Source organism: Plantactinospora sp. CA-294935, from assembly GCF_050936445.1.
Classification (GTDB): Bacteria; Actinomycetota; Actinomycetes; order Mycobacteriales; family Micromonosporaceae; genus Plantactinospora.
Genome location: NZ_JBNJMU010000001.1, coordinates 206634 through 230903, shown reverse-complemented (window position 1 = coordinate 230903; position 24270 = coordinate 206634). Strand labels below are relative to the sequence as shown.

The 24270-nt window shown below is 74.1% G+C and carries 20 protein-coding genes; 15 read left to right on the top strand and 5 right to left on the bottom strand.

Features of this window, described 5'->3' with window-relative positions; genetic code table 11:
* Positions 1-21: 21 nt before the first annotated feature.
* Entirely contained in the window at positions 22-1998 is a 1977-nt protein-coding gene (locus tag ACQEVC_RS01170) for a hypothetical protein (protein WP_432872488.1), read from the bottom strand.
* Positions 1999-2240: 242 nt separating this feature from the next.
* On the opposite strand from ACQEVC_RS01170, the gene ACQEVC_RS01165 reads away from it, so the two are divergent.
* Positions 2241-3203 (top strand): ATP-binding cassette domain-containing protein, encoded by a 963-nt coding sequence (locus ACQEVC_RS01165; RefSeq protein ID WP_432872486.1) that lies wholly within the window; start codon positions 2241-2243, stop codon positions 3201-3203.
* Complete coding sequence (locus tag ACQEVC_RS01160) at positions 3200-4006, top strand: ABC transporter permease (protein WP_432872483.1); 807 nt, start codon at positions 3200-3202, stop codon at positions 4004-4006. Before ACQEVC_RS01165 ends, ACQEVC_RS01160 begins: the two co-directional genes overlap by 4 nt.
* 197 nt (positions 4007-4203) lie before the next feature.
* Here the strand turns inward: ACQEVC_RS01160 and ACQEVC_RS01155 are convergent, their stop codons facing one another.
* The 4 genes from ACQEVC_RS01155 to ACQEVC_RS01140 form a co-directional block, all read right to left on the bottom strand.
* A complete protein-coding gene (locus tag ACQEVC_RS01155) occupies positions 4204-7479 on the bottom strand; it encodes an AfsR/SARP family transcriptional regulator (protein ID WP_432872476.1) in 3276 nt (1091 codons plus the stop codon).
* Positions 7480-7567: 88 nt separating this feature from the next.
* Positions 7568-7978 (bottom strand): PLD nuclease N-terminal domain-containing protein, encoded by a 411-nt coding sequence (locus ACQEVC_RS01150; RefSeq protein ID WP_432872473.1) that lies wholly within the window; start codon positions 7976-7978, stop codon positions 7568-7570.
* Between the two features lie 27 nt (positions 7979-8005).
* Positions 8006-8332 (bottom strand): DUF202 domain-containing protein, encoded by a 327-nt coding sequence (locus tag ACQEVC_RS01145; RefSeq protein ID WP_432872470.1) that lies wholly within the window; start codon positions 8330-8332, stop codon positions 8006-8008.
* Entirely contained in the window at positions 8329-8721 is a 393-nt protein-coding gene (locus ACQEVC_RS01140; protein ID WP_318400723.1) for a YidH family protein, read from the bottom strand. Before ACQEVC_RS01140 ends, ACQEVC_RS01145 begins: the two co-directional genes overlap by 4 nt.
* A 42-nt stretch (positions 8722-8763) precedes the next feature.
* Between ACQEVC_RS01140 and ACQEVC_RS01135 the strand changes: the two genes are divergently transcribed.
* The 13 genes from ACQEVC_RS01135 (at position 8764) to gatA (ending at position 24242) form a co-directional block, all read left to right on the top strand.
* Positions 8764-9585 carry a GNAT family N-acetyltransferase gene (locus ACQEVC_RS01135; RefSeq protein ID WP_432872468.1) on the top strand — a complete coding sequence of 274 codons (822 nt, stop codon included), beginning with the start codon at positions 8764-8766 and terminating at the stop codon, positions 9583-9585.
* The gene (locus ACQEVC_RS01130; RefSeq protein ID WP_432872465.1) at positions 9582-9989 is read left to right on the top strand and encodes a hypothetical protein; all 408 of its coding nucleotides are present in this window, start codon (positions 9582-9584) and stop codon (positions 9987-9989) included. The genes ACQEVC_RS01135 and ACQEVC_RS01130 overlap by 4 nt, the downstream gene beginning before the upstream one ends.
* Before the next feature lie 239 nt (positions 9990-10228).
* Positions 10229-11008: an electron transfer flavoprotein subunit beta/FixA family protein gene (locus ACQEVC_RS01125; RefSeq protein WP_318400728.1), complete on the top strand. Its 780-nt coding sequence runs from the start codon at positions 10229-10231 to the stop codon at positions 11006-11008.
* Between the two features lie 28 nt (positions 11009-11036).
* Positions 11037-11996 carry an electron transfer flavoprotein subunit alpha/FixB family protein gene (locus ACQEVC_RS01120; RefSeq protein WP_432872462.1) on the top strand — a complete coding sequence of 320 codons (960 nt, stop codon included), beginning with the start codon at positions 11037-11039 and terminating at the stop codon, positions 11994-11996.
* A 194-nt stretch (positions 11997-12190) separates the two neighbouring features.
* Positions 12191-13369 (top strand): cysteine desulfurase family protein, encoded by a 1179-nt coding sequence (locus ACQEVC_RS01115; protein ID WP_432872459.1) that lies wholly within the window; start codon positions 12191-12193, stop codon positions 13367-13369.
* A gap of 190 nt (positions 13370-13559) precedes the next feature.
* Positions 13560-14639, top strand: coding sequence for a tRNA 2-thiouridine(34) synthase MnmA (mnmA, locus tag ACQEVC_RS01110; protein WP_432872456.1), 1080 nt, complete (start codon positions 13560-13562; stop codon positions 14637-14639).
* Between the two features lie 194 nt (positions 14640-14833).
* Positions 14834-15781, top strand: a complete 948-nt coding sequence (locus tag ACQEVC_RS01105) for a methionine synthase (RefSeq protein ID WP_432890935.1) — start codon at positions 14834-14836, stop codon at positions 15779-15781.
* 34 nt (positions 15782-15815) lie between these two features.
* A complete protein-coding gene (locus ACQEVC_RS01100; protein ID WP_432872453.1) occupies positions 15816-16190 on the top strand; it encodes a VOC family protein in 375 nt (124 codons plus the stop codon).
* Positions 16191-16235: 45 nt separating this feature from the next.
* Complete coding sequence (locus tag ACQEVC_RS01095; protein ID WP_432872450.1) at positions 16236-17276, top strand: ADP-ribosylglycohydrolase family protein; 1041 nt, start codon at positions 16236-16238, stop codon at positions 17274-17276.
* 288 nt (positions 17277-17564) lie between these two features.
* Positions 17565-19697 (top strand): NAD-dependent DNA ligase LigA, encoded by a 2133-nt coding sequence (ligA, locus tag ACQEVC_RS01090; RefSeq protein ID WP_432872447.1) that lies wholly within the window; start codon positions 17565-17567, stop codon positions 19695-19697.
* A 178-nt stretch (positions 19698-19875) separates the two neighbouring features.
* Positions 19876-22278 carry an EAL domain-containing protein gene (locus tag ACQEVC_RS01085; RefSeq protein ID WP_432872444.1) on the top strand — a complete coding sequence of 801 codons (2403 nt, stop codon included), beginning with the start codon at positions 19876-19878 and terminating at the stop codon, positions 22276-22278.
* Positions 22279-22419: 141 nt separating this feature from the next.
* On the top strand, positions 22420-22761 hold the full coding sequence (gene gatC, locus ACQEVC_RS01080) for an Asp-tRNA(Asn)/Glu-tRNA(Gln) amidotransferase subunit GatC (RefSeq protein ID WP_101371937.1): 342 nt from the start codon (positions 22420-22422) through the stop codon (positions 22759-22761).
* A 5-nt stretch (positions 22762-22766) separates the two neighbouring features.
* A complete protein-coding gene (gatA, locus tag ACQEVC_RS01075; protein WP_432890932.1) occupies positions 22767-24242 on the top strand; it encodes an Asp-tRNA(Asn)/Glu-tRNA(Gln) amidotransferase subunit GatA in 1476 nt (491 codons plus the stop codon).
* Positions 24243-24270: the final 28 nt, after the last annotated feature.

Genomic DNA, 24270 nt, shown 5'->3' with positions numbered 1-24270 from the left:
TGGGACCGGTCGGCGCGGCGGTCAGTGGGACCGGTCGGCGGAGTCGGTCCACCACTCGGCCGGGCCGATCGGCGGTGGCCGGAATCCGGGCTCGTCCGCCGCGTCGACCTGGTCGGTCCAGTCGGGCTGCGGGCCCGGTTCGAGCTGGTCCGTCGGGCCGAGCTGGTCCGCCGGGCCGAGCTGGTCCGCCGGGCCGAGCTGGTCCGCCGGGCCGAGCTGGTCCGCCGGGTCGAGCCGGGATGCAGGATCGAGTCGGTGATCCGGGTCGAGCGGGTCGGCCGGGCCGGCGATGCCAGGTTCGGCGACCACGGTCAGGTCGGTGACCCGTAGCGGCGGCGGCTCCCCATCCGCGCCGGCCGACGCCCCGGTCCGCCACGCCCGGTTCGCCGCCCGGGTGCCCGGACCGGCCCCGTCCGGGTGGCGGGCCGCGAGCAGCGGCAGCAGCAGTACCCCGAGCACGAACGGGGCAGCCATGTAGCGGGCGGCCTGGGCGTTGTTGACGGCCAGTACCGAGAGCTGGTTGCCGAGGCTCAGCGTGGCCAGTGCCAGCAGTGCCCGGTCCCGCCGGCGCCAGGCCAGCAGCCCGACCGTCAGGTACGCCAGGTAGGCCCAGGTCGCGCCGCGCCACAGCAGCCACTCGGGCTGGCCCACCCGGCTGGCGAGCACGTCCGCCACGTCGCTGACCTGCTCGGCCAGCGGCCGGCTGTACGCGACGGCCAGCACCTCCGCCCGCTGGAACCTCGGATCCCGCTCCAGGTAGGTCGGCAGCGCCCAGGCGGTCGGGTTGGCCCGCAACCCGCCCGCCGGAGTGGGCCGCCAGGCGATCGAACTCCGGCAGATCCGGGCGGCCAGCACCGTCTCCGGCGACCGGCGTACCAGCCGCCACCAGGCCGACAGCAGGTCCTCGTGGTGTGCCGCCGCGGCCTTGCGGTCGAAGTCGGGGTGGTAGACGGTCGAGTCGACGGTGTAGCAGTCCGCCGACTGCCGCCAGTGCGACAGGGGCGCCACCTTGGTCAGCAGGGCCAGGTCGGCGGCGGGGAAGTCGGCCGGCTGCTCGGCGTACCCGATCGCGAGGTCGGCGAGGAACGCCTCGTAGGCCACGATGGACTCGCTGTCCCGTACCCCGAGGGCGGGCAGCAGGGTCCAGTTGGTCAGCAGCGCCACCGTGGCGGCCACCACCCCGGCGAGCAGGATCCGCAGCGCCGTTCCGCGCAGCAGCAGGGCCAGCAGCACGGTGACGATCACCGCCACCACGAAGCCGTTCTGCCGGAACAGGCAGCTCAGGGTCAGCTCGACGGCGAGGGCGCCGAGCAGTTCCCAGGGCATCCGCCGGGTGTTTCCGGCCGGACGTCCGCCCGCCCGCGGCGCCGCTGCGGCGTGCCGGGCGACCGTACCGGCGGTCCCCCGGCTCGGCCAGCCACCATCGGGACCGGGACCGGGGGCCCGGTCCTGCGCACCGGTGACCGCCGGCCGGCGTGCCGCGAGCATCCGGGCGACCGTGCCGAGCAGGAAGACGTGGCAGACGACGAACGGCACGTCCTTCCAGACGCAGACCGTGAAGGTGCCGACCGGAGGCAGCGCCACGACCACCACCGCCGCGGTGGTCCAGGCCCAGGCCGGTCCGCCGATCCGGCGCAGGCCGGTGACCGCGTACGCCAGGCTGGCCGCCAGGGCGGTGGTCTGCAGCAAGGTCAGCCAGCCGATTCCGCCGGTGAGCCGCACGGAGAGCCAGACCAGCCCGGTGTAGCTGACCGGGTGGTGGGTGTTCCAGTTGCCGGTGGTGGCCTGCCAGACGTGGTCGAGCGAGTCCGGGCTGAAGAGTCCGGGATAGCGGGCGGCCCACCAGAACAGCAGTACCGCCTGGGTCAGCCCGAAGGTCAGCCCGCCGAGCCTCGCCGACGAACCCCCGAGCCATCCCGGCCGGTGGGGCCGGCGGTCGTCGGACTCCGCCGACCCGTCCGCCGGCCATGCCGGCCCGGTCACCACCCCGTGTGCCATGCCTATCGTCCTTCGCCCCGGGCGCGGCCGCGCCGACCAGCGGTGCGAGGGGTGGTGGGCACCGATCTGGGCCATGCTACGGCCGCCGTCCGCCACGAGTCCCCGGAACGGCCGACTGCGCACCGGCCGGGGCCGCCCGTGCGCGTCAGCCGGTTGTCAGCGCCGAGCAGCCGGTGTCAGCCCAGAGTCAGACCCGTTGGTCAGGATGGGGACACCGATGGAAGACCGACGGGAGACAGTTCATGAGTTACGCCATCCGGGCCGAGGGGTTGGTCAGACGCTTCGGCGAGACCACCGCCCTGGCCGGCGTGGATCTGGGAGTACGGGCCGGCACCGTCTTCGGCCTGCTCGGCCCGAACGGGGCCGGGAAGACCACCGCGGTACGGGTACTCGCCACCCTGCTCCGGCCGGACGCCGGCACCGCCACGGTCGGCGGGTACGACGTACTCCGCCAGGCGCACCAGGTGCGGCAGGTGATCGGCCTCACCGGCCAGTACGCCTCGGTCGACGAGACGCTGACCGGCACCGAGAACCTGCTGCTGATCGGCCGGCTGCTCGGGATGTCCCGGGGCGACGCCCGTTCCCGGGCCCGGCAACTGCTCGCCGAGTTCCACCTCTCCGACGCGGCGGACCGGGCGGCGAAGACGTACTCCGGAGGCATGCGGCGGCGGTTGGACCTGGCGGCGAGCCTGGTCGGCCGGCCCCGGGTGCTCTTCCTGGACGAGCCGACCACCGGGCTGGACCCGCGCAGCCGTACCGAACTCTGGGGCATCGTCCGGGACCTCGTCGGTTCGGGGGTGACCGTGCTGCTCACCACCCAGTATTTGGAGGAGGCGGACCAGCTCGCCGACGAGATCGCGGTGATCGACCACGGCCGGGTGATCGCCCAGGGCACCTCGGAGGAGCTGAAGACGAAGGTCGGCGGGCAGGCGCTGGTGGTCCGCCCGGCCGACCCCGGTGACCTGGCCGTGGTGGTCGGCGTGCTGCGGGAGGTGGCCGGTGCCGAGCCGGAGCTGAACCAGCAGACCGTGACGGTGCCGGTCAGCGGCGGCGAGGTGCTGCCCGCGGTGGTACGCCGGCTCGACGACGCCGAGGTCACCATCGCCGAACTCGCGTTGCGGGGCGCGAGCCTGGACGAGGTCTTCCTGTCCCTCACCGGTCATCGGGCCGAGGACGGGACCGAACTGGCGGAGGTGCCGGCATGACGACGATCAGCGCACCCACGCCGGTACCCACCCGGCGGGTCGGCCCGCTGGTCGGGCTCCGGCACACCATGACCCTGGCCTGGCGGAGCCTGGTCCAGATCAAGCACAACCCGATGGAGCTGCTCGACCTCAGTATCCAGCCGCTGATGTTCGTGCTGCTCTTCACGTACGTCTTCGGCGGCGCGATCGCCGACAGCCCCACCGACTACCTGCGGTTCATGCTGCCCGGCATCATGGTGCAGAACGCGCTCTTCGCCACCATGACCACCGGGTTCGGGCTGAACACCGACCTGACCAAGGGAGTCTTCGACCGGCTCCGCTCGCTGCCGATCGCCCGCTGGGCGCCACTGGCCGGGCGGATCCTCGCCGACACGGTCAAGCAGGCGTGGTCGATCGCGCTGCTGCTCGGCATCGGCGTGGTGCTCGGCTTCCGGATCGGTACCGGCCCGCTCGGCGTACTCGGCGCGTTCGCGCTGCTGCTCGCCTTCTCGCTGGCCGCCGCCTGGATCTCCGTGCTGGTCGGTGTGCTGGTGAGCGATCCGGAGAAGGTGCAGATCTTCGGCTTCATGGTGATCTTCCCGCTGACCTTCACCAGCAACATCTTCGTGCCGACCGAGAGCATGCCCGGCTGGCTCCAGGCCTGGGTGAAGGTCAACCCGGTCTCCACGCTGGCCGACGCGCTGCGCGGACTGCTGGTCTCCGGACCGGAGTCGGGGCCGATCGTGACCTCGCTGCTCTGGGGGCTCGGCATCGCGGTGGTCTTCGCCCCGCTGGCCGTCCGGGCGGTGATGCGGCGGGTGTGAGCCGCTTCGACCTCCCGGGCGGGTGGCGCCCCGTGGGGTGCTGCATTTCGTGGGGTGCTGTATTCCGTGGGGTGCTGCATTCCGTGGGGTGCTGTATTCCGTGGGGTGCTGCATTCCGTGGGGTGCGACGGGACGGCGGGGTGCGGCGGGAGTTGGATGCCGACGCCGGCCGAGCGGGCCACGGCGGGTGGTGCGAGTCAGCCGACGGTTTCCTGGACCAGTGCGGGCAGTGCGGCCGGCGAGCCGGCGGCCTGCCCGCCCCGGCCGAACGCCTCGGCGAAGGCCACTTCGCCGAGCGCGTCCCGGACGGCCGTCTCGACCCGGGCGCCGTCCAGCAGCGAGCGGTCCGGTCCGCCCCGGACACCCGCCGCCGCCCCGAGCAGCCGGGCCGCGTCGGCCGGCCGGCCGAGCCGGAGCGCCAGGTCGGCGAAACCGGCCAGTACCGCGCCGAGCACCGGGGCGTCGTAGAACTCCAGCGCGAAGCCGAGTGCCCGGTCGTGGTGCTGCCGCGCGCCGGGCAGGTCACCGAGGGCGGCGGTCACCGCGCCGTGCGAGGAGGCGAGCATCGCCCGCCACTGCGGAGCCATCCGCCGATCCGTGGTCAGCCCGGTGGCCTGGTCGAGCCGCTGCCGGGCGCCGACGAGGTCGCCTCGGACGCGCAGGATCTCGGCGTACTCGTGGGCGACCGCCGCCCGGCACTCGTCCGAGCCGATCCGCTCCGCCTGCCGGTCGGCGTCGATCACGAGGGCGAGTGCCCGGTCGTGCTCGCCGAGCTGCCACAGCTCGTGGGCCAGCCGGACCTGCATCACCGGGAGGTCCTCGGCGGCGCCGACCAGGCGGATCAGCTCGATCGCCTCACTCTGCAACCCGGCGGCCCGGCCGTGCTCACCCCGTCGGCTGGCCAGTTCGGCGAGGGCCGAGAGGGAGTACCCGGCGCCCCACCGTTCGCCGATCGACCGGAAACCCTCGAGCGCGGCGGTCATGTTGGCCTCGGCGGCGTCGCCGGACCCGCCGCTGTTGAGTTCCGCGTGGGCGTGGGACATCCGGACGGTCGCCCGGACCCACGGGTCGGGGTCGTCGAACCGCGTGGCCAGGACGTCGAGCGCCGGCTCGGTCAGGTAGGACTCGAACATCACCGATATCGGTTTGATCAGACGCAGCAGCGGGTGGGCCGGCTGCTGCCCCTCGGCGGTCCGGGCCGCCCGGGCCAGCCACTGCCCGCCCTTGGCGAACTCGCCCTCGGCCGCGAGCAGGTTCATCCCGGTCAGCAGCTCGGCGATGGCGACCTCCGCCGGGGGCAGCCGGTCGACCCCGGGCAGGGCCATCGCCGCGACGGCCAGTTCGACGCCCTCGACCCGCATGCCCCGCATCCACCAGTACCAGCCGAGGGCCGCGACGAGTCCCACCGCCGTCGCGGCGGATCCGGTACCGATCGCCCAGCGCAGCGCGGCATGCACGTTGTCGTGCTCGGCGGTCAGCCAGCCGAGCCAGCGAAGCTGGTCCGCGCGGCGAAGTTCGGCGTCGGCGACCCGGGCGACCGCGAGGAAGTCCTCGGCGTGCGCCCGCCGGATCCGGTCCGCCTCGCCGGCCTCGGCCAGCCGGCGCAGCCCGTACTCCCGGGTGGTCTCCAGCATCCGGTAGCGCGGCTCGCCGTTGCCGGTAACCACCACGAGCGACTTGTCGACGAGTGCGGAGAGCCGGTCGAGCACCCCGGCCCGGTCGAGTACGCCCGCCGGCCCGTCACCGCCCGCCGGCCCGTTACCGCTCCCCGGCCCGTCACCGTCCGGTGCGCAGATCCGTTCGATCGCGTCCAGGGTGGCTCCGCCGCTGAACACCGCCAGCCGGCGCCAGAGTGCCCGTTCGGCGTCGTCGAGCAGGTCCCAGCTCCAGTCGAACACCGCGCGCAGGGTCTGGTGCCGGGGCCGCGCCGTGCGGCTGCCGCCGGTGAGCAGCCGGAACCGGTCGTCGAGTCGGGCGGCGACCTGGGCCGCGGTCATGCTGCGTAGCCGGGCGGCGGCCAGCTCGATGGCGAGCGGCATGCCGTCCAGCGACCGGCAGATCCGGACCACCGCGGCGACGGTGTCGTCGTTCACGGTGAAGTCGGGGCGTACCGCGCCGGCCCGGTCGGCGAGCAGCCGGACCGACGGGTACGCCATCGCCGTCAGCGGGTCGGCGTGCGGGGGTGGCAGCGGCAGCGGGTCGACCGGGCAGAGCGTCTCGCCGGTGATGCCGAGCGGCTCCCGGCTGGTGGCCAGGACCCGCAGTTCCGGGCAGGCGCCGAGCAGCCGGTCGGCGAGGGTGGCGGCGGCCTCGATGACGTGTTCGCAGTTGTCGAGCAGCAGCAGCATCCGCCGGGACCCGATGGCTCCGGCGAGTCGGCCGATCGGGTCCGTCCCCTCCCCGCCGGGGACGCGGTTGCGGGCGGCCAGCAGGCCCTGCTCGCGCAACCCGAGCACCTGGAGGAGGGTCTGCGGCACCTCGGCGCCGTCCGTCACCGGGGCGAGTTCGACCAGCCACAGGGCATCACAGGCGCGGCCGGAGAGCGTACGCGCGGCCTCGACGGCCAGCCTGGTCTTGCCGGCGCCACCCGGACCGGTGAGGGTGACCAGCCGGGATCCGGAGAGCAGCTCGGCGACCCGGCTGATCTCCGGCTGCCGGCCGACGAAGGTGGTCAGCGGGGTGGGCAGGTTGTCGGCCGGCGCGTCGCCGGAGGTGCTGCCCGATTCGGGGGCCGGCGGGACGGGCGTGGCCTCCCGGAGCAGTTCGAGGTGCAGCGCGGCGAGCTCGGGGGCCGGCGCGGTACCGAGGGTCTCGGCCAGGGTGCGCCGCAGCCGGGCGTACGCGGCCAGCGCCTCGGCGGACCGCCCGGTGGCTGCCAGTGCCCGGACGAGCTGCCCGGTGAAGCGCTCGCGGAGCGGGTGTGCCTCGGCCAGGGCACGCAGCTCCGGTACCAGCACGGCAGCCTCGCCGGAGGCCAGCCGGGCGTCGATCCGCTCCTCGACGGCGGTCAGCCGCAGCTCGTCGAGGCGGGCCGCCGGTCCCCGGGCGAATCCGGCGTGCGCCACGTCGGCCAGCGCGGGGCCCCGCCAGAGGCCGAGCGCGTCGGCGAGTACCTCGGCGGCACCGGGCGGGTCCGAGCTGAGCATGGCCCGGCCGGTGCCGACCAAGCGTTCGAACCGGCGTACGTCCACCGCCGCTGGTTCGACGGCCAGCCGGTAGCCGGTCGGATGCGACTCGATCGGGGCGTCCGGCACGGTACGCCGGAGCCGGGAGATCAGCGCCTGCAACGCGTTCGCCGCACCCGCCGGCGGTTCGTCCTCCCACAGCCCGTCGATCAGCCGGCCGGTGTCGACGACCCTGTCGGCGTCGAGCGCGAGCAGGATCAGCAACCGGCGCAGCCGTGCACCGCTGACCGGCACCGGCACCCCGGTGTCGGCCCTGACCTCCAGCGGCCCGAGCATGGCGATCTGCACGGGCTCGATTGTGCCTGGCACGGTCACCGGGCAGCCCGCGATGTCGACCCGGTGGCCCGGGTACGCCCGAGCGGGACGCGGCCGCCGGTCAGACGTCCGGCTTGTCCTCTTCCCGGGGCGGCTCGCTGTCCCGGCGCCGCAGTTCCTCCTCCCGGCGCCGGAGATCCCGCTCCCAGCTGTCGAGCAGTTCGCGGTCGCGCTTCGACCGCTCCTCGTCCAGGGAACGGAGGAACTCCGGGTCGTCGTCGGGGGCCAGCGGTGGCCGGCGGTCAGGGCCGCCGGCCGGACGGCCACCGGCGGCCGGCCGTTCGGGGCTGACCGGACGGCCGGCGACGAACCAGGCGATCGAGCCGACCAGCGGGAAGAACAGGATGATCAGAACCCAGGCGAACCGGGGGAGTGCGCGGATCTCGTCGTTCTCGGCCGACAGGCAGCTGATCAGAGCGACGACGGCCAGGATGAGCTGTCCGATGGCGAGGAGCGCGTAGAGGCGGACCATCTGGCCATGATGACGTACCCGATCCCGTCAGTGCACCGACGCCAGCACCAGCAGCAGGCCGAGTCCGGCGAAACCGACGGTGATCAGGGCGATCAGCGGTAGCCCCCGGCCGGGGTGGCCGCGCCGGCCGGTCGACCGCGGGAAGGTCACCGCCAGTACGCCGAGCCAGCCCAGCCCGGCCAGGACGACCAGCGCCCCGACCATCCCGTTCGACACGGCCAGCCGGGCGGTGAGCACCGCCACCACACCGATCGCGAGCACTGTGCGCCGCCACGCCAACCGGGTCCGCTCGGCGGCCAGCCCGACGTCCCGCCCCGGCCCCCGCTGCTCCGGACCCACCCGTTCCGGGCTCACGGGTTCCGGGCCGCCTGCACCAGCACCGCCACCACGAGCAGTACGGCACCGACCCCGACCAGCAGGGCGAGTACGGCGGGAAACCGCGAGGCGGGAAGCTCGTGGCCGAGCCGGATGGCCCGCTCGGTACGCGCCCAGTGGTCGACCGCCCGTACCGCCACCGCGCCGCCGAGCAGCAGCAGTGCCACGGCGAGGGCTTCGCGCAGGTACGGGACCGGCATCGGCGGCAGGAACTGCGCCACGGCGAGCCCACCGGCGATCAGCGCGAGGCCGGTACGCAACCAGGCGAGGAAGGTGCGCTCGTTGGCGAGTGAGAAGCGGTAGTCCGGCGTCTCGCCGACCTCCCGCAGTTCGCGCGGGTCGAACCACCGCCGGATCGCCTGGTACACGTTCGGAGATTATCGGGTGGACATCGGCCGTAGCCTGGGCGGGTGACGGATCTCGACGCCGACCTGCTGCGGACGGCCTACGACAACCAGTTGCGGGCCCGCCCGCCGGAGCCGGTGCCGCCGGGTGTCACGGTGGACCGGGACGGTCCGCTGCTGCGGATCGAGGGCCTGGACCGGGGCGGCTTCCTGACCTACCGCGACCTGGGTGGGCTGACCGGGGCGGCGCTGGACGAGCTGATCACGCGGCAGCGGGACCACTTCGCCGGGCTGGGCCAGCCGGTCGAGTGGAAGCTGCACGGCCACGACCAGCCGGCCGACCTGCCGGACCGGTTGGTGGCCGCGGGCTTCGTCCCGGAGGAGCGGGAGACCGTGGTGGTCGGCCCGGTCACGTCGCTGGCGGCGACGCTGCCGGTGCCGCCTGCGGGGGTACGCCTGCGCGAGGTGACCGAGCGCGCGGACCTGGACCGGATCGCCCGGCTGAAGGCGCGGGTCTGGGGTGGCGACGACGACGGGAGCTGGCTGGCCGACGGGTTGGAGCGGGAACTCGCCGCCGGTGCCGAGCTGGACCAGCCGCCGCTGACCATCGTGGTGGCCGAGACCGACGACGAGCTGGTCAGCGCGGCCTGGGTCCGGTTCGTCTCCGGCACCCGGTTCGCCACCCTGTGGGGCGGGGCGACCCTGCCGCACTGGCGCCGCCGGGGCATCTACCGGTCGCTGCTGGCCCACCGGGCACGGCTGGCCGACGCCCGGGGCTTCAGCCTGTTGCAGGTGGACGCCTCGGAGGACAGTCGGCCGATTCTCCAGCGGCTCGGCTTCGTCCCGGTCACCACCACCACGCCGTACGTCTACACTCCGAAGCCGTGACGCAGCCGCTGACCGAGGAGGAGCGGGCGATCCTGAAGGGGGCCGCGTTCGGCGCGGTCTTCCTGGTGTCGAGCGCCGAACCGGGCGCGTTCTCCATGATCAAGGAGAGTCTGGCCGCGTCGAACGCCTTCGCCGGCACCACCGGGTTGGTCCGGGAGCTGCTCACCACCGGTGCCCTGCCCCGGTTGCCCGGCGGGTCGCCGGCCGAGGTGCCGGCGACGGTGCTGCCCGCGCTGCGCCGCTCGGTCGAGATCCTCCGGTCGAAGGCACCTGACGAGGTGGCCAGCTATCGCTCGGCGGTGTTGCGGGCCACCGAGGAGGTGGCCCGGGCGCACGACGGGATCAGCCCGAGCGAGGCGGCGGTGATGGCCACCGTCCGGGAGGCGCTGGACGCGGACGGCTGAGCCGGGCGGCGTCCCCGGGCCCGGTGTGGGACGGTGAGCCGGGTCACTCCGGGGTGCCCGCGGCGCTATGCTACTTGCGGGTAACATTGGCCGTAAGTAACGCCACACCTTCCCGCGCGCCGAGCCGTCGGTCTTTGGTTGACCGATCGTTAAGGAGGCGGGAGGCTGCTCCCGAGCAACCCCGGCGGATCGCCACGGTCGGCGGGGATCGCCATTCACAGGAGGGTCGTCGAAGCGCGATGAACATCGTCGTACTCGTCAAGCAGGTGCCCGACTCGGGCGCGGACCGCAACCTGCGCAGTGACGACAACACCGTCGACCGGGGGTCGGCAAACAACGTCATCAACGAGATGGACGAGTACGCCATCGAGGAGGCGTTGCGGATCAAGGAGGCACACGGCGGCGAGGTGACCGTGCTGACCATGGGCCCGGAGAAGGCCGCCGAGTCGATCCGCAAGGCGCTGTCGATGGGCCCGGACAAGGCCGTTCACGTGCTCGACGCCGCCCTGCACGGGTCCTGCGCCGTGGCCACCTCCAAGGTGCTCGCCGCGGCCCTCGGCCAGCTCGACGCCGACCTGGTGCTCTGCGGCGCCGAGTCGACCGACGGCCGGGTGCAGGTGATGCCGCACATGCTCGCCGAGCGGCTCGGCATCGCCGCGCTGACCGGCGCCCGCAAGCTGACCGTGGAGGGCGGCAACCTCACGGTGGAGCGGCAGACCGAGGAGGGCTACGAGGTGGTCGCCGCCGCGACCCCGGCGGTGGTCTCGGTCTGGGACACCATCAACGAGCCGCGCTACCCCTCCTTCAAGGGCATCATGGCGGCCAAGAAGAAGCCGGTGCAGACGCTCTCCCTGGCCGACCTGGGCGTCGCCGCCGACGAGGTCGGCCTCGCCGGCGCCACCAGCACCGTACTGGCGCACAGCCGCCGCCCGGAGCGCGCCGGCGGCGAGCGGGTCACCGACGACGGCACCGGCGGCACGAGGCTGGTCGAGTTCCTCGCCACCGAGAAGTTCGTCTGAGCGCGACCGGGAATCAGGAGGAGAAGTCATGACCGAGGTTCTCGTCGTCGTCGAGGCCACCCGCGAGTTCGGCGTCAAGAAGGTCACGCTCGAACTGCTCACCCTCGCCCGCGAGCTGGGTACGCCGGCTGCGGTGGTGCTCGGCGGTCCCGGCGCCGCCGCCGCGCTCGGCGACAGGCTGGGCGAGTACGGCGCGGCGAAGATCTACGCCGCCGAGCACGAGGAGATCGACGGCTACCTGGTGGCGCCGAAGGCGACGGTGCTGGCCGAGCTGGTCCGCCGGGTACAGCCGGCCGCCGTGCTGCTCGCCTCCAGCCAGGAGGGCAAGGAGATCGCCGCCCGGCTGGCGGTCAAGCTGGACAACGGGGTACTCACCGATGTGGTCGGACTGGCCGCCGACGGTACCGCGACCCAGGTCGCCTTCGCCGGCTCGACCATCGTCACCTCGAAGGTGACCCGGGGCCTGCCGCTGGTGACCCTGCGGCCGAACTCGGTCACCCCGAGCCCGGCCGCCGCCACGCCCACCGTCGAGCAGCTCGCCGTCGTGCTCGGCGAGGCCGACAGGCTGGCCCGGGTGGTCGACCGGGTGGCCGAGCAGAAGGGCACCCGGCCGGAGCTGACCGAGGCGTCGGTGGTGGTCTCCGGTGGTCGCGGTGTCGGCAACGCCGACAACTTCAAGCTGGTGGAGGAGCTGGCCGACCTGCTCGGCGGCGCGGTGGGCGCGTCCCGGGCGGCCGTCGACTCCGGCTTCTACCCGCACCAGTTCCAGGTGGGCCAGACCGGCAAGACCGTCTCGCCGCAGCTCTACGTGGCGCTCGGCATCTCCGGCGCGATCCAGCACCGGGCCGGCATGCAGACCTCGAAGACGATCGTCGCGGTGAACAAGGACGCGGAGGCGCCGATCTTCGAGTTGGCCGACTTCGGTGTGGTCGGGGACCTGTTCAAGGTCGTACCGCAGGCCGCCGAGGAGATCCGCAAGCGGCGGTAGCCGACGAGCGGTCCGGCGGTGACCGCCCGCCGCGGTGTGACCTGCGATACCCGGCCGGGCTGCCCCAGGGCACCCGGCCGGGTTCCGTCGCTGGCCAGAGGTTGGTCGGCCCGCCGGGCGCCGGCGCCGGGCCGGTGGGGCACGGCCGGGCGGCCGAGTGGGCGGCCCGGACTCTGGCATTAGGCTGGATCCTGATGACTTACCTTGATCACGCGGCCACCACGCCGATGCTCGACGAGGCGTTGGAGGCGTACGTTGCGACCGCTCGCGAGGTCGGCAACCCGTCGTCACTGCACGCCGCCGGACGGTGTGCCCGGCGCAAGGTGGAGGAGTCCCGCGAGCGGGTAGCCGCCGTCCTGGGCGCCCGGCCGTCCGAGGTGGTCTTCACCGGGGGCGGTACCGAGAGCGACAACCTCGCGGTCAAGGGCATCTTCTGGGCGCGCCGGGCCGGCGCCCCCGGCCGGACCCGGGTGGTGGCGAGCGCCGTCGAGCACCACGCGGTGCTGGACTCCGTCGAGTGGCTGGCCAGCCGCGACGGGGCGACCGCGAGCTGGCTGCCGGTCGACCGGGCGGGCCGGCTCGACCCGGACCGGCTCGCGGCCGAACTCGACGCGCACGCCGACGAGGTCGCCCTGGTCACCGCGATGTGGGCGAACAACGAGGTGGGCACCGTACAGCCGATCGCCGCGCTCGCCGAGGTGGCCGCCGCGTACGGCATCCCGTTCCACACCGACGCGGTGCAGGCGGTCGGCCAGGTACCGGTCGACTTCGCCGCCAGTGGGGTGGCCGCGCTGACCGTCACCGGGCACAAGCTCGGCGGGCCGGTCGGGGTGGGCGCGCTGCTGCTCGGCCGGGACGTCGGCTGCACACCGGTGCTGCACGGCGGCGGGCAGGAGCGGGACGTCCGGTCCGGCACCCTGGACGCCGCCGGGATCGTCGCCTTCGCCGTCGCGGTCGAGGCCGCGGTCAAGGCCCAGCAGGACTACGCGGCCCGGGTCGCCGCGCTCCGCGACGACCTGGTGGCCCGGGTCCGGCAGGCGGTGCCGGAGGCGCTCTACAACGGCGATCCGGTCGACCGGCTGCCCGGCAACGCACACTTCTCCTTCCCCGGCTGCGAGGGGGACGCCCTGCTGATGCTCCTCGACGCGCAGGGAATCGCCTGTTCGACCGGGTCGGCCTGCTCGGCCGGGGTGGCCCAGCCCTCGCACGTGTTGCTGGCGATGGGTGCCGACGACGACCGGGCCCGGTCGTCGCTGCGGTTCTCGCTCGGGCACACCTCGACCGTCGAGGACGTGGACGCGTTGGTCGCCGCGCTGCCCGGAGTGGTCGAGCGGGCCCGCCGGGCCGGGGCCGTCAAGGCCGCCCGGAGCTGACCGCGTCGTCAAGGCCGCCGGAGCTGACCGCGTCGTCAAGGCCGCCGGGAGTGACTGCGTCGTCAAGGCCGCCCGGAGTTGACCGCCTCGGTCGACATCCCGGTCGGTGAGCCGGGCGACGGCCGGCCCGGTGGCCAGGACGGTCCGCCGGCCGGGCCGGCTACGCTCGTCGGGTGGAGGGGATGGACCGGTGAGGGTACTGGCAGCGATGTCCGGCGGGGTCGACTCGGCGGTCGCCGCCGCGCGGGCGGTGGAGGCCGGTCACGACGTCACCGGCGTACACCTGGCGCTGGCGCGCAATCCGCAGACGTACCGGACCGGTGCCCGGGGCTGCTGCACGCTGGAGGACTCCCGGGACGCCCGGCGGGCGGCGGACGTGCTCGGCATCCCGTTCTACGTGTGGGACCTGGCCGACCGGTTCCACGAAGACGTGGTGGAGACCTTCGTCGCCGAGTACGCGGCGGGGCGTACCCCGAACCCCTGCCTGCGGTGCAACGAGAAGATCAAGTTCGCCGCCGTACTGGACCGGGCGGTGGCGCTCGGCTTCGACGCGGTGGTCACCGGGCACCACGCCCGGCTCGGCCCGGACGGGCTGCTGCGGCGCAGCGTCGACCTGGCCAAGGACCAGTCGTACGTGCTGGCGGTGCTGACCCGGGAGCAGCTCGACCGGTCGATCTTCCCGCTCGGCGACTCGACCAAGGCGCAGGTACGCGCCGAGGCGGCCCGCCGTGGCCTGGCGGTCGCCGACAAGCCCGACTCGCACGACATCTGCTTCATCGCCGACGGCGACACCCGGCGGTTCCTCGCCGACAAGCTGGGCGAGGCACCCGGTGAGATCGTCGACGCCCGCACCGGCGCGGTGGTCGGTGCACACAGCGGCGCCTACGCCTACACGGTGGGGCAGCGCAAGGGGCTGTCGCTCGGCGTGCCGGCCCCGGACGGGAAGCCCCGGTACGTGCTCTCGATCACCCCGAAGACCAACACCGTGACGGTGGGCCCGGCCGAGGCGCTGGAGGTTTCCACGGTGGCCGGCGAGCGTCCCGTCTGGACCGGCGGGCCGGTGCCGACCGACGCGTTCGACTGCGAGGTGCAGTTGCGGGCGCACGGCCAGGTGGTGCCGGCGACCGTCCGGCTCGACGGGGCGGGGCTCCGCGCCGAGCTGCGCGAGTCGGTCCGGGGGGTGGCGGCCGGGCAGGCGATCGTGGCGTACCGGCCCGATCCGGGCGGCGATGTCGTGCTCGGCTCCGCCACCATCAGCGCCGCCGCCTGAGCCCGGTCCGACCCGTCCCCGGCGTACCCGGGAGGAGGCGGCCGGACGGGGAGGTGCCGGATGGACGGCCGGTGCCGGGATAACCTGCCGACGTGACCGATCAACAGCAGGTGCCCGACCAACTCGCGGAATCGACGGCGGCGACCGGGCCGGCCTGGCCGTGGCCGGCCGGGGCGGCCTCCGGCATCGGGTCGATGCCCGACACCGACATCGCCGAGGCGCAGCGGATCGTCCTCGGCGAGCTGCCCGTGCCGCACCTGCCCGAGCTGCCCGCCCGGGGACCCGGCGCCGACCTGGTGGGCCGGAGCGCCGCACTGCTGGTGGACCTGCCGGTCGAGCTGTACGCCGCCCGGTGGCGGATCGCCGGCCGGCCGGGGCGGGACCTGCGGCAGGCGCTCGACCTGCTGGAACGTGACCTGGACCAGATGACCGAGCAGGCCGGCGAGTTCACCGGCACCTTCAAGGTCCAGGCGGCCGGGCCGCTCACCCTGGCCGCCAACATCGAGCTGCCGGTCGGCGGCTGGATGCTCCGCGATCCGGGCGCGGTCCGGGAACTGACCGAGTCGCTCGCCGACGGGCTGCGCGGGCACGTGGCGCAGGTCCGCCGCCGGCTGCCCCGGGCCACGGTGCTGCTGCAACTGGACGAGCCGACGCTGCCCGCCGTACTGGCCGGGCGGATTCCGACCGAGAGCGGGCTGGGGGCGTACCGGCCGGTCGAGTCGGGGACGGCGGCCGGCCTGCTCCGCACCGTGGTGTCGGCGGTCGACGCGCCGGTGGTGCTGCACTGCTGTGCCCGGGACGTACCGCTGGACCTGGTCCGGTCCGCCGGCGCGGTCGCGGTCGCCCTCGACCTGGCCCTGGTGGACCGGCTCGACCCGGTCGGTGAGGCGATCGACGCCGGGCTCGGCCTCTTCGCCGGGGCGGCACCGACGCTGCCGCCGCCGGGCGGGCGCGGGCCGTCGTCGGCCCAGGTCGCCGATCGGGTACGCCAACTCTGGGACCGGCTCGGCTTCCCCCGCGCCCGGCTCGCCCAGCAGGTGGTGGTGACCCCTGCCTGCGGGCTGGCCGGCGCCACCGGCGAGTACGCCCGAACCGTCCTCACCGCCTGCCGGGACGCCGGCCGCCGACTCGCCGAGGAGTAGGTTTCCTGTCACATTCCATGGGCAGGATGGGGGAATGATCGGTCACCTGCGTTCCGTCGTCATCGACTGCCCTGATCCCCGCGCCCTGGCCGGCTTCTATTCCGAGCTGCTCGGGCTGCCTGTCGACGACCGCCACGCCGACGACGAGGACGGCTGGGTCGTGCTCGGCGGCGGGCCCGGCGAGCACCCCCGGCTCGCCTTCCAGCGGGCGGTCAACCTGCGTGAGCCGCGCTGGCCCGACCCGCACCGCCCGCAGCAGTTCCACCTGGACGTCACCGTCGAGGACGTCGACGCGGCCGAGGCGAAGGTGCTGGCGCTGGGCGCCACCCGGCTGCCCGGTTCCGGCCGGGGCTGGCGGGTCTACGCCGATCCCGCCGGGCACCCGTTCTGTCTCTGCTGGGACGACTGATCCGCCCGGCCGAGCGGGTGGCGGCGCCGGAAGGACTCGGGGAAGATGGCCGCCATGCATGATCCGGTTGCCGCCCCGACCGCCTCGCCGACCGCGGCCCGCGCCTCCGGTTCGCTGTTCGGGCTGGCCTACGGTGACGCGCTCGGTGCGCCGACCGAGTTCCTGCCGGTCGCCGAGATCCAGCGGCGGTACGGCCCGAGCGGCCCCCGCGACCTGGTCGGGCAGCCGGCCCGGGTCACCGACGACACCCAGATGGGGCTGGCGGTCGGCTGGGCTCTGCACGACGCCGGCCCGGCGGTCACCCCCGAGGTGCTGGAGCCGCTGCTCCGGCAGCGCTTCGTGGCCTGGGCGCAGAGTCCGGAGAACAATCGCGCCCCCGGGATGACCTGCCTGCGCGCCTGCGGCGGGTTGGCCGAGGGGTTGCGCTGGCAGGCCGCGACCGTCGCCGACTCGAAGGGCTGCGGCGCCAACATGCGGGTCACCCCGGTCGGCCTGGTCCCCGGCTACGACCTGGAGACTCTCGCCGGAGTCGCCCAGTTGCAGGCCGGACTGACCCACGGGCACCCGACCGGGCTCGCGGCGAGCGAGCTGACCGCGTACGCGGTCCGGGTGCTGCGGGACGGCGTCGCGCTGGCCGAGCTGCCCGGCCTGCTGCGGGAGCGGGCCGTACGACAGCGCACCGTCTACCGGGCGGACTGGCTCGGCGACCTGTGGCAGCGGCCCGCCGTCGACGACCCGGTCACCTTCATCGCCCGGGGCTGGGACGAGTGCCTCGGCGTGCTCGACGCACTCGACGCGGCGTTGGCGGTGCCCGACGACGGCACCGATCCGTGCGCGGCCACCGGTGCGGGCTGGATCGCCGAGGAGGCGCTGGCCACCGCCCTGCTCTGCGCGATCCGGCACGCCGACGACCCGGTGTCGGCGCTGGCCCGGGCCGCCACCACCTCCGGCGATTCGGACTCCATCGCCTGCCTGGCCGGCGCGTTCGTCGGTGCGGCCCACGGGATGGCGGGCTGGCCCGCCGACTGGCCCGATCGGATCGAGTACGCCGACCAGCTCAGCACCCTCGGCACCGCCTGGGACTGACCGCCGCCGCACCAGTGCTTCAATCTGCGCCGCCGTGCGCGGGTCGGCCCCGGTCCCGCCCGCGCTGAGCGGGCTGCTCGACGCCCTGCGCCGGGCGGCCGCCCCGGAGCCGGCCGGCGCGGTAGGTCGCCGAGCGGCCGGCGGTGCACACCTGGTCAGGGCCGGGAACCGGCGTCCACCCGGGCCGGGCCGTCCGCCGGGGCTGCCGGTCCGCAGGCGGTTCGGACCGGTCCGGTGTGCGGGTCGGGTCCGGCGGTTACGTTTGCGGGGAGGTCGGAGGAGGTCGAGGTGTCCGAGGAAGCGATCCCGCAGCAGGTCGGGCCCGAGCAGGAGGCGGCGGCCGGCGAGGAGCCGACCGCCGGGGCGCGGGACCGGCACGCCGAGCTGAGCACCGAGATCACCGACCACCAGTACCGGTACTACGTGCTCGACGCGCCGATCGTCTCGGACGCCGAGTTCGACACGCTGCTGCGCGAGCTGGAGGCGCTGGAGGAGCGCTATCCGGCACTGCGTACCCCGGAGTCACCGACCCAGCGGGTCGGCGGCACCTTCTCGACGCTCTTCACCCCGGTGCCGCACATCGAGCGGATGATGTCGCTGGACAACGCCTTCACCCAGGAACAGTTGACGGGCTGGGTGGAGCGGATCGAGCGGGACGCCGGCGGCCCGGTGGACTACCTCTGCGAGCTGAAGGTCGACGGGCTGGCCATCAACCTCACCTACGAGCGGGGGCGGCTGGTCCGGGCCGCCACCCGGGGCGACACCCGGATCGGCGAGGACGTCACCGCCAACGTACGGACCCTGAAGGAGGTGCCGGAGCGGCTCGCCGACGGCACCGATCCGGTGCCCGAGCTGCTGGAGGTGCGGGGCGAGATCTACTTCCCGGTGGCCGCCTTCGCCGACCTGAACGCGGGGCTGGTCGAGCAGGGGAAGCCGCCGTTCGCCAACCCACGCAACGCGGCGGCGGGCAGCCTTCGCCAGAAGGATCCCCGGATCACGGCGAGCCGGCCGCTGCGGCTGGTCGTACACGGGCTGGGGGCGCGCCAGGGGTTCGCGCCGGTGGCCCAGTCCGAGGCGTACGCGGCGCTGCGCGGCTGGGGGCTGCCGACCAGCGACCGCTGGCGGGTGGTACCGGACCTGGCCGGCATCCAGGACTACATCGAGTACTACGCCCAGCACCGGCACGACGTCGAGCACGAGATCGACGGGGTGGTGGTCAAGGTCGACCCGGTCGCCATCCAGGGCCGGCTCGGCTCGACCAGCCGGGCGCCCCGCTGGGCGATCGCCTTCAAGTACCCGCCGGAGGAGGTCACCACCGAACTGCTCGACATCGAGGTCAACGTTGGCCGGACCGGCCGGGTGACCCCGTTCGCCGAGCTGAGGCCGGTGAAGGTGGCCGGCTCGACGGTGGCTCGGGCGACCCTGCACAACGCGCACGAGGTGGAGCGCAAGGGCGTGCTGATCGGCGACACGGTGGTGATCCGTAAGGCCGGTGACGTGATCCCGGAGGTGCTCGGGCCGATCGTCGAGCTGCGCCCGCCGGACGCCCGCCGGTTCGAGATGCCCACCCGTTGCCCGGCCTGCGGCACCGCACTGGCGCCGTCCCGGGAGGGCGACGTCGACATCCGCTGCCCGAACACCCGGACCTGCCCCGCCCAGCTCCGCGAGCGGATCTTCTATCTGGCCGGCCGGGAGGCACTGGACATCGAGGTACTCGGCCTCAAGGCGGTCGGCGCGCTGCTCGACGCGGGGGTGATCACCGACGAGGGCGACCTCTTCGGCCTGGACGAGGAGCGGCTTGCCCAGGTGCCGTTCTTCGTCAAGAAGGACGGCACACTGGGCCGGAACGCGCAGAAGCTGCTGGAGAGTCTCGCCGCCGCGAAGGACCGGCCGCTGGCCCGGGTGCTGGTGGCGCTCTCGATCCGGCACGTCGGCCCGACCGCGGCAGAGGCGCTGGCCCGGGAGTTCGGCTCGGTCGCGGCGATCGAGGCGGCCGGCGAGCCGGAACTGTCGGCGGTGGACGGTGTCGGGCCGACTATCGCGGTCAGCCTGCGGGAGTGGTTCGACGTGGACTGGCACCGCGAGGTGCTGCGCAAGTGGGCCGAGGCGGGCGTACGGATGGCCGAGGAGCGGGTCGAGCAGGGTCCGCGCCCGCTGGAGGGGCTGACCGTGGTGGTGACCGGGACGCTGTCGGGCTACACCCGGGACCGGGCGGCCGAGGAGGTGCGGATCCGGGGCGGCAAGGTCAGCGGGTCCGTCTCGAAGAAGACCGACTTCGTGGTGGTCGGCGACAACCCGGGCTCCAAGGCGGAGAAGGCGGCCGCGCTGAAGGTGCCTATGCTCGACGAGGCCGGCTTCGCGGCGCTGCTCTCGGAGGGTGCGGAGGCGGCGGGTAGGCTCGTAATCAGTGACGATCAGTGATGAGTCAATCAGCTCTGCGTAACAGAATCATGTGGGCAAGATGCGCCGTATTTCAAGTTAGTCACGACTAGGCCCGATTCGCGTCTGTCGCCCCCCGCGCGGCCCGGGTCAGGGCGTTTCATGGGGGGCACGCCGCGCGGCAGCCGCCGCGCCCAGACCAAGAGGCTCGGGAGGTCACATGGAGGCCGCCGTGCTGCGGAACTCCGTCCCTCCAGATCGGACGGCGCCCTTCTTCGGCTTCGTCTGGGCTGTCGTCGGCCTGGCCGTCGGGGTCTCCGCCGTGTCGCTGCTCGCCCTGCCCGGCGAGCTGTCCCGGCTGCCGCTGGCGTTCTGGCTGATGGCGGCCCTCGCGGTCACCTTCGACGCCCGCCCGTTCAGCCCGCACGCCGAACGGCGCAGCATGTCCGTCTTCCCGTCGATCTGCTTCACCTTCGCCATCGCCCTGGAGTGGGGGCCGGGGCCGGCCATCGCGGTGCAGGCCGCCGCCGTGCTGGTCTCCGGCTGGCGGATGCGGTACGCGCCGTGGCGCACGATCTTCAACATCGCCCAGTACGCCTGCGCGCTCGCCGCCGCCGACGCGGTCGTCCGGCTCGTGCCCGGCGACGGGTTCGGGTCGACCGGCCGGCTCCGGCCGCTCGACGTGCTGGTCGCGATCGGCGCGGCGGCCGCCTGGCTGACCGTCAACCACGGCCTGGTGGCCAGCGCCGTCCGGCTGCGCTTCGGCGGCCGGTGGTGGACCCGGATCCGGCAGGGGCTCGGCTTCGAGCTGCTCGCCACCGGGTCGCTGCTGCTGCTCGCCCCGGTGCTGGTCGCCGCCGCCCGGACCAGCCCGGCCCTGGTACCGATGATGGTGCTGCCGCTCTACGCGGTCTCCCGGATGGCCCGGCTCTCCGCCGAGCGGGAACAGCTCGCCCGGCAGGACCCGCTGACCGGGTTGGCCAACCGCGAGGCGTTGCTCGCCGAGGTGACCGAGCAGGTGGCGGTGCACGCCGAGCTGGCCGGCAAGCAGGCGCCCGGGGGGCAGTTGGCACTGCTCCTGCTCGACCTCGACCGGTTCAAGCACGTCAACGACGCCCTCGGGCACGCCGTGGGGGACCGGCTGCTGGTCGAGGTCGCCGCCCGGCTGACCACGGCGGTACGCCCACCGGACGTGATCGCCCGGCTCGGCGGGGACGAGTTCGCGGTCCTGGCCACCCGGCTCGACGGGGTGGCGGACGCCCGGCGGGTCGCCGACCGGGTCGTCGGCGAGCTGGTCGACCCGGTGCCGCTGGACGGGCTGCCGCTGGACGTCGGGGGCTCGATCGGGATCGCGCTCTACCCCGAGCACGGCGCGGACTTCGCCACCCTGATGCGGCACGCCGACGTGGCGATGTACGACGCCAAGCACCGGGGCGACCCGGTGGCGGTCTACGCCGCCGAGTCCGACCACAACTCGGCCGAGCGGCTGAGCCTGCTGGCCGACCTGCGCCGGGTGCTGGAGACCGGGGCCGACGACGCCGGTGAGATCACCCTCTACTACCAGCCGCAGATCGCGATCGCGACCGGCGAGGTGGTCGGGGTGGAGGCGCTGCTGCGCTGGCGGCACCCCCGGCGCGGCATGGTCGATCCGGAGGAGCTGATCCGGGTCGCCGAGCAGAGCGCGGTGATGCGGCTGCTGACCCGCCGGGTCGTCGACGACGTGGTGGAGCAGCTCGCGAAGTGGTCCGCCGCCGGGCTGGAGCTGCGGGCGGCGGTCAACGTCAGCGTCCGCGACCTGCACACCGGGGAGATCGCCGACCAGATCGCGGAGCGGCTCGCCCAGTACGGGGTACCGCCGTCCCGGATCCAGTTGGAGATGACCGAGGGCGCGTTGATGGCCGACCCGCGCCGGGTGCTGGCCACCATCTCCCGGCTGGACCGGATCGGGGTGGCGATCTCGCTCGACGACTTCGGCACCGGTTACTCGTCGATGCAGCACCTGCGGCGGCTGCCGCTGGCCGAGGTGAAGGTCGACCGGTCTTTCGTACTCGGAATGGTGGCCGACGCCGACGATGCGGCGATCGTCCGGTCGGTGATCGAGCTGGCCGGTGCCCTGGGGCTGCGGGTCGTCGCCGAGGGGGTGGAGGACGAGCGCACCTGGCGGCTGTTGCACGAGGCCGGCTGCGAGGCCGCGCAGGGCTGGTTCTTCGCCCGGCCGATGCCGGCCGAGGACCTGGTCACCTGGCTCGCCCGGTACCGGCCGGTCAGCCCCGCCACCCGGCTCGGCGCCGGCGGCTCCGGCCCGGTCGGCGCGGAGCGGCCCGGCTCCGGTGCCCGGACCGAGCGGAACGGCGGCCCGGATGAACAGGACGGCGACCGGGCGGCGCGGAACGCCGACCCGGCCGGGACGCGGAACGGCGACCCGACGGCAACGCGGAACGGCGACGGTGCGGGGCAGCGCGGCGAGCGGCCCGGGCAGCCGGACCGGCCCGCCGGGGTGGACGCTCCGACGACCGAGCTGGACGTGCTGGCCGCGCCGGTCGATCCGGCCGCGCCGGTGACGAGGCCCGGCAGACCGGCGAAGGCTGAGGCGGCGGCCCGGCTGCACCCGAGCGTGGAGTGAACCGGCTCCCGCAGGGGAGCCGGGGGCGGCGGCGCTCGGGGTGACAAATAGACTCGCTCAGGTCACGGCGCGCGTGCCACGCTGCGCCGGGAATGTCGACGGCGGAAGCCGCGTAGACGTCAAGGCATGAAGGGGGCACCGATGTCCGCCATCTCCCGCGAGGAGGTCGCGCACCTGGCGCGACTGTCGCGGCTCGCCGTCACCGAGGAGGAGCTGGACACCTTCGCCGGCCAGCTCGACGTGATCCTCCAGGCCGTCGCGCGGGTCGGCGAGGTGGCCGCCGCCGACATCCCGCCCACCTCGCACTCGGTGCCGCTGACCAACGTGCTCCGCGACGACGTGGTGGTGCCCGGGCTGACCCGGGCGGAGGCGCTCTCCGGGGCACCGGACAGCGAGGAGGACCGGTTCCGGGTGCCGCGCATCCTGGACGAGGACGAGCCGCCCAGCCCGCGCGGTGAGGGCCCGGCGGAAGGGAACGCGTGACCACCATGGCTGACGTGACCAGGATGACCGCGACCGAGATCGCGGCCCTCATCGCCGGCGGCGAGGCGTCCGCGGTCGAGGTGACCCAGGCGCACCTGGACCGGATCGCCGCGGTCGACGACCGGGTGCACGCCTTCCTGCACGTCGACGTCGACGGTGCGCTGGAGGCGGCCCGCGCGGTCGACGCGAAGCGAGCCGCCGGGGAGGAGCTGGGCCCGCTGGCCGGGGTGCCGGTGGCGGTCAAGGACGTGCTCACCGCCAAGGGCGTACCGACCACGGTCGGGTCGAAGATCCTCCAGGGGTGGCGCCCGCCGTACGACTCGACGATCGTGCGCCGGCTGCGTGCCGCCGGCACGGTGATGCTGGGCAAGACCAACATGGACGAGTTCGCGATGGGCTCGTCGACGGAATACTCGGCGTACGGGCCGACGGGCAACCCGTGGGACCTGAGCCGGATTCCGGGCGGCTCCGGCGGGGGCAGCTCGGCCGCGTTGGCCGCGTACGAGGCGCCGCTGGCGATCGGCTCGGACACCGGTGGCTCGATCCGGCAGCCGGGGGCGGTGACCGGCACCGTCGGGGCGAAGCCGACCTACGGCGGCACCTCACGGTACGGCCTGGTCGCCTTCTCGTCGTCGCTGGACACCCCCGGCCCGTGTGCGCGTACCGTGCTGGACGCGGCGCTGCTGCACGAGGCGATCGGCGGGCACGACTGGCGCGACTCCACCTCGATTCCGGCGCCGGTGCCGGACGTGGTCGCCGCTGCCCGGGCCGGTGCCGGCGGCGACCTGACCGGGGTGCGGCTGGGGCTGGTCACGGAGTTCTCCGGCGAGGGTGCCGAGCCGGGCGTGATGGCCGCGTTCCGGGACGCCGTCGACGCGCTGACCAAGCTCGGCGCCGAGATCGTCGAGGTCTCCTGCCCGCACTTCCAGTACGCGTTGCCGGCCTACTACCTGATCGCGCCGAGCGAGTGCTCGTCCAACCTGGCCCGCTTCGACGGGGTGCGGTTCGGGCTGCGGGTCGGTGACGACGGCGTGCACTCGCTGGAGGAGGTCATGTCGCTGACCCGGGACGCCGGCTTCGGCCCCGAGGTCAAGCGGCGGATCATGCTCGGCACGTACGCGCTCTCGTCCGGCTACTACGACGCCTACTACGGACAGGCGCAGAAGGTGCGTACCCTGATCACCCGCGACTTCACCGCCGCGTTCGAGCAGGCCGACGTGCTGATCTCCCCGACCACGCCGTTCGTGGCGTTCCCGTTCGGCTCGCGCACCTCGGACCCGTACCAGATGTACCTGGCCGACCTCTTCACCATCCCGACCAACCTCTACGGCGGGCCGGGCATCTCGGTGCCGTGCGGGCTCTCCGAGGGGCTGCCGGTGGGCTTGCAGATCATGGCGCCGACGATGGCGGACGACCGGATGTACCGGGTCGGCGCCGCGCTGGAGTCGGTGATCGGCACCCTCACCCCGCCGGAGCTCTAACACAGAGGCGCAGCGAAAACCGGCCACT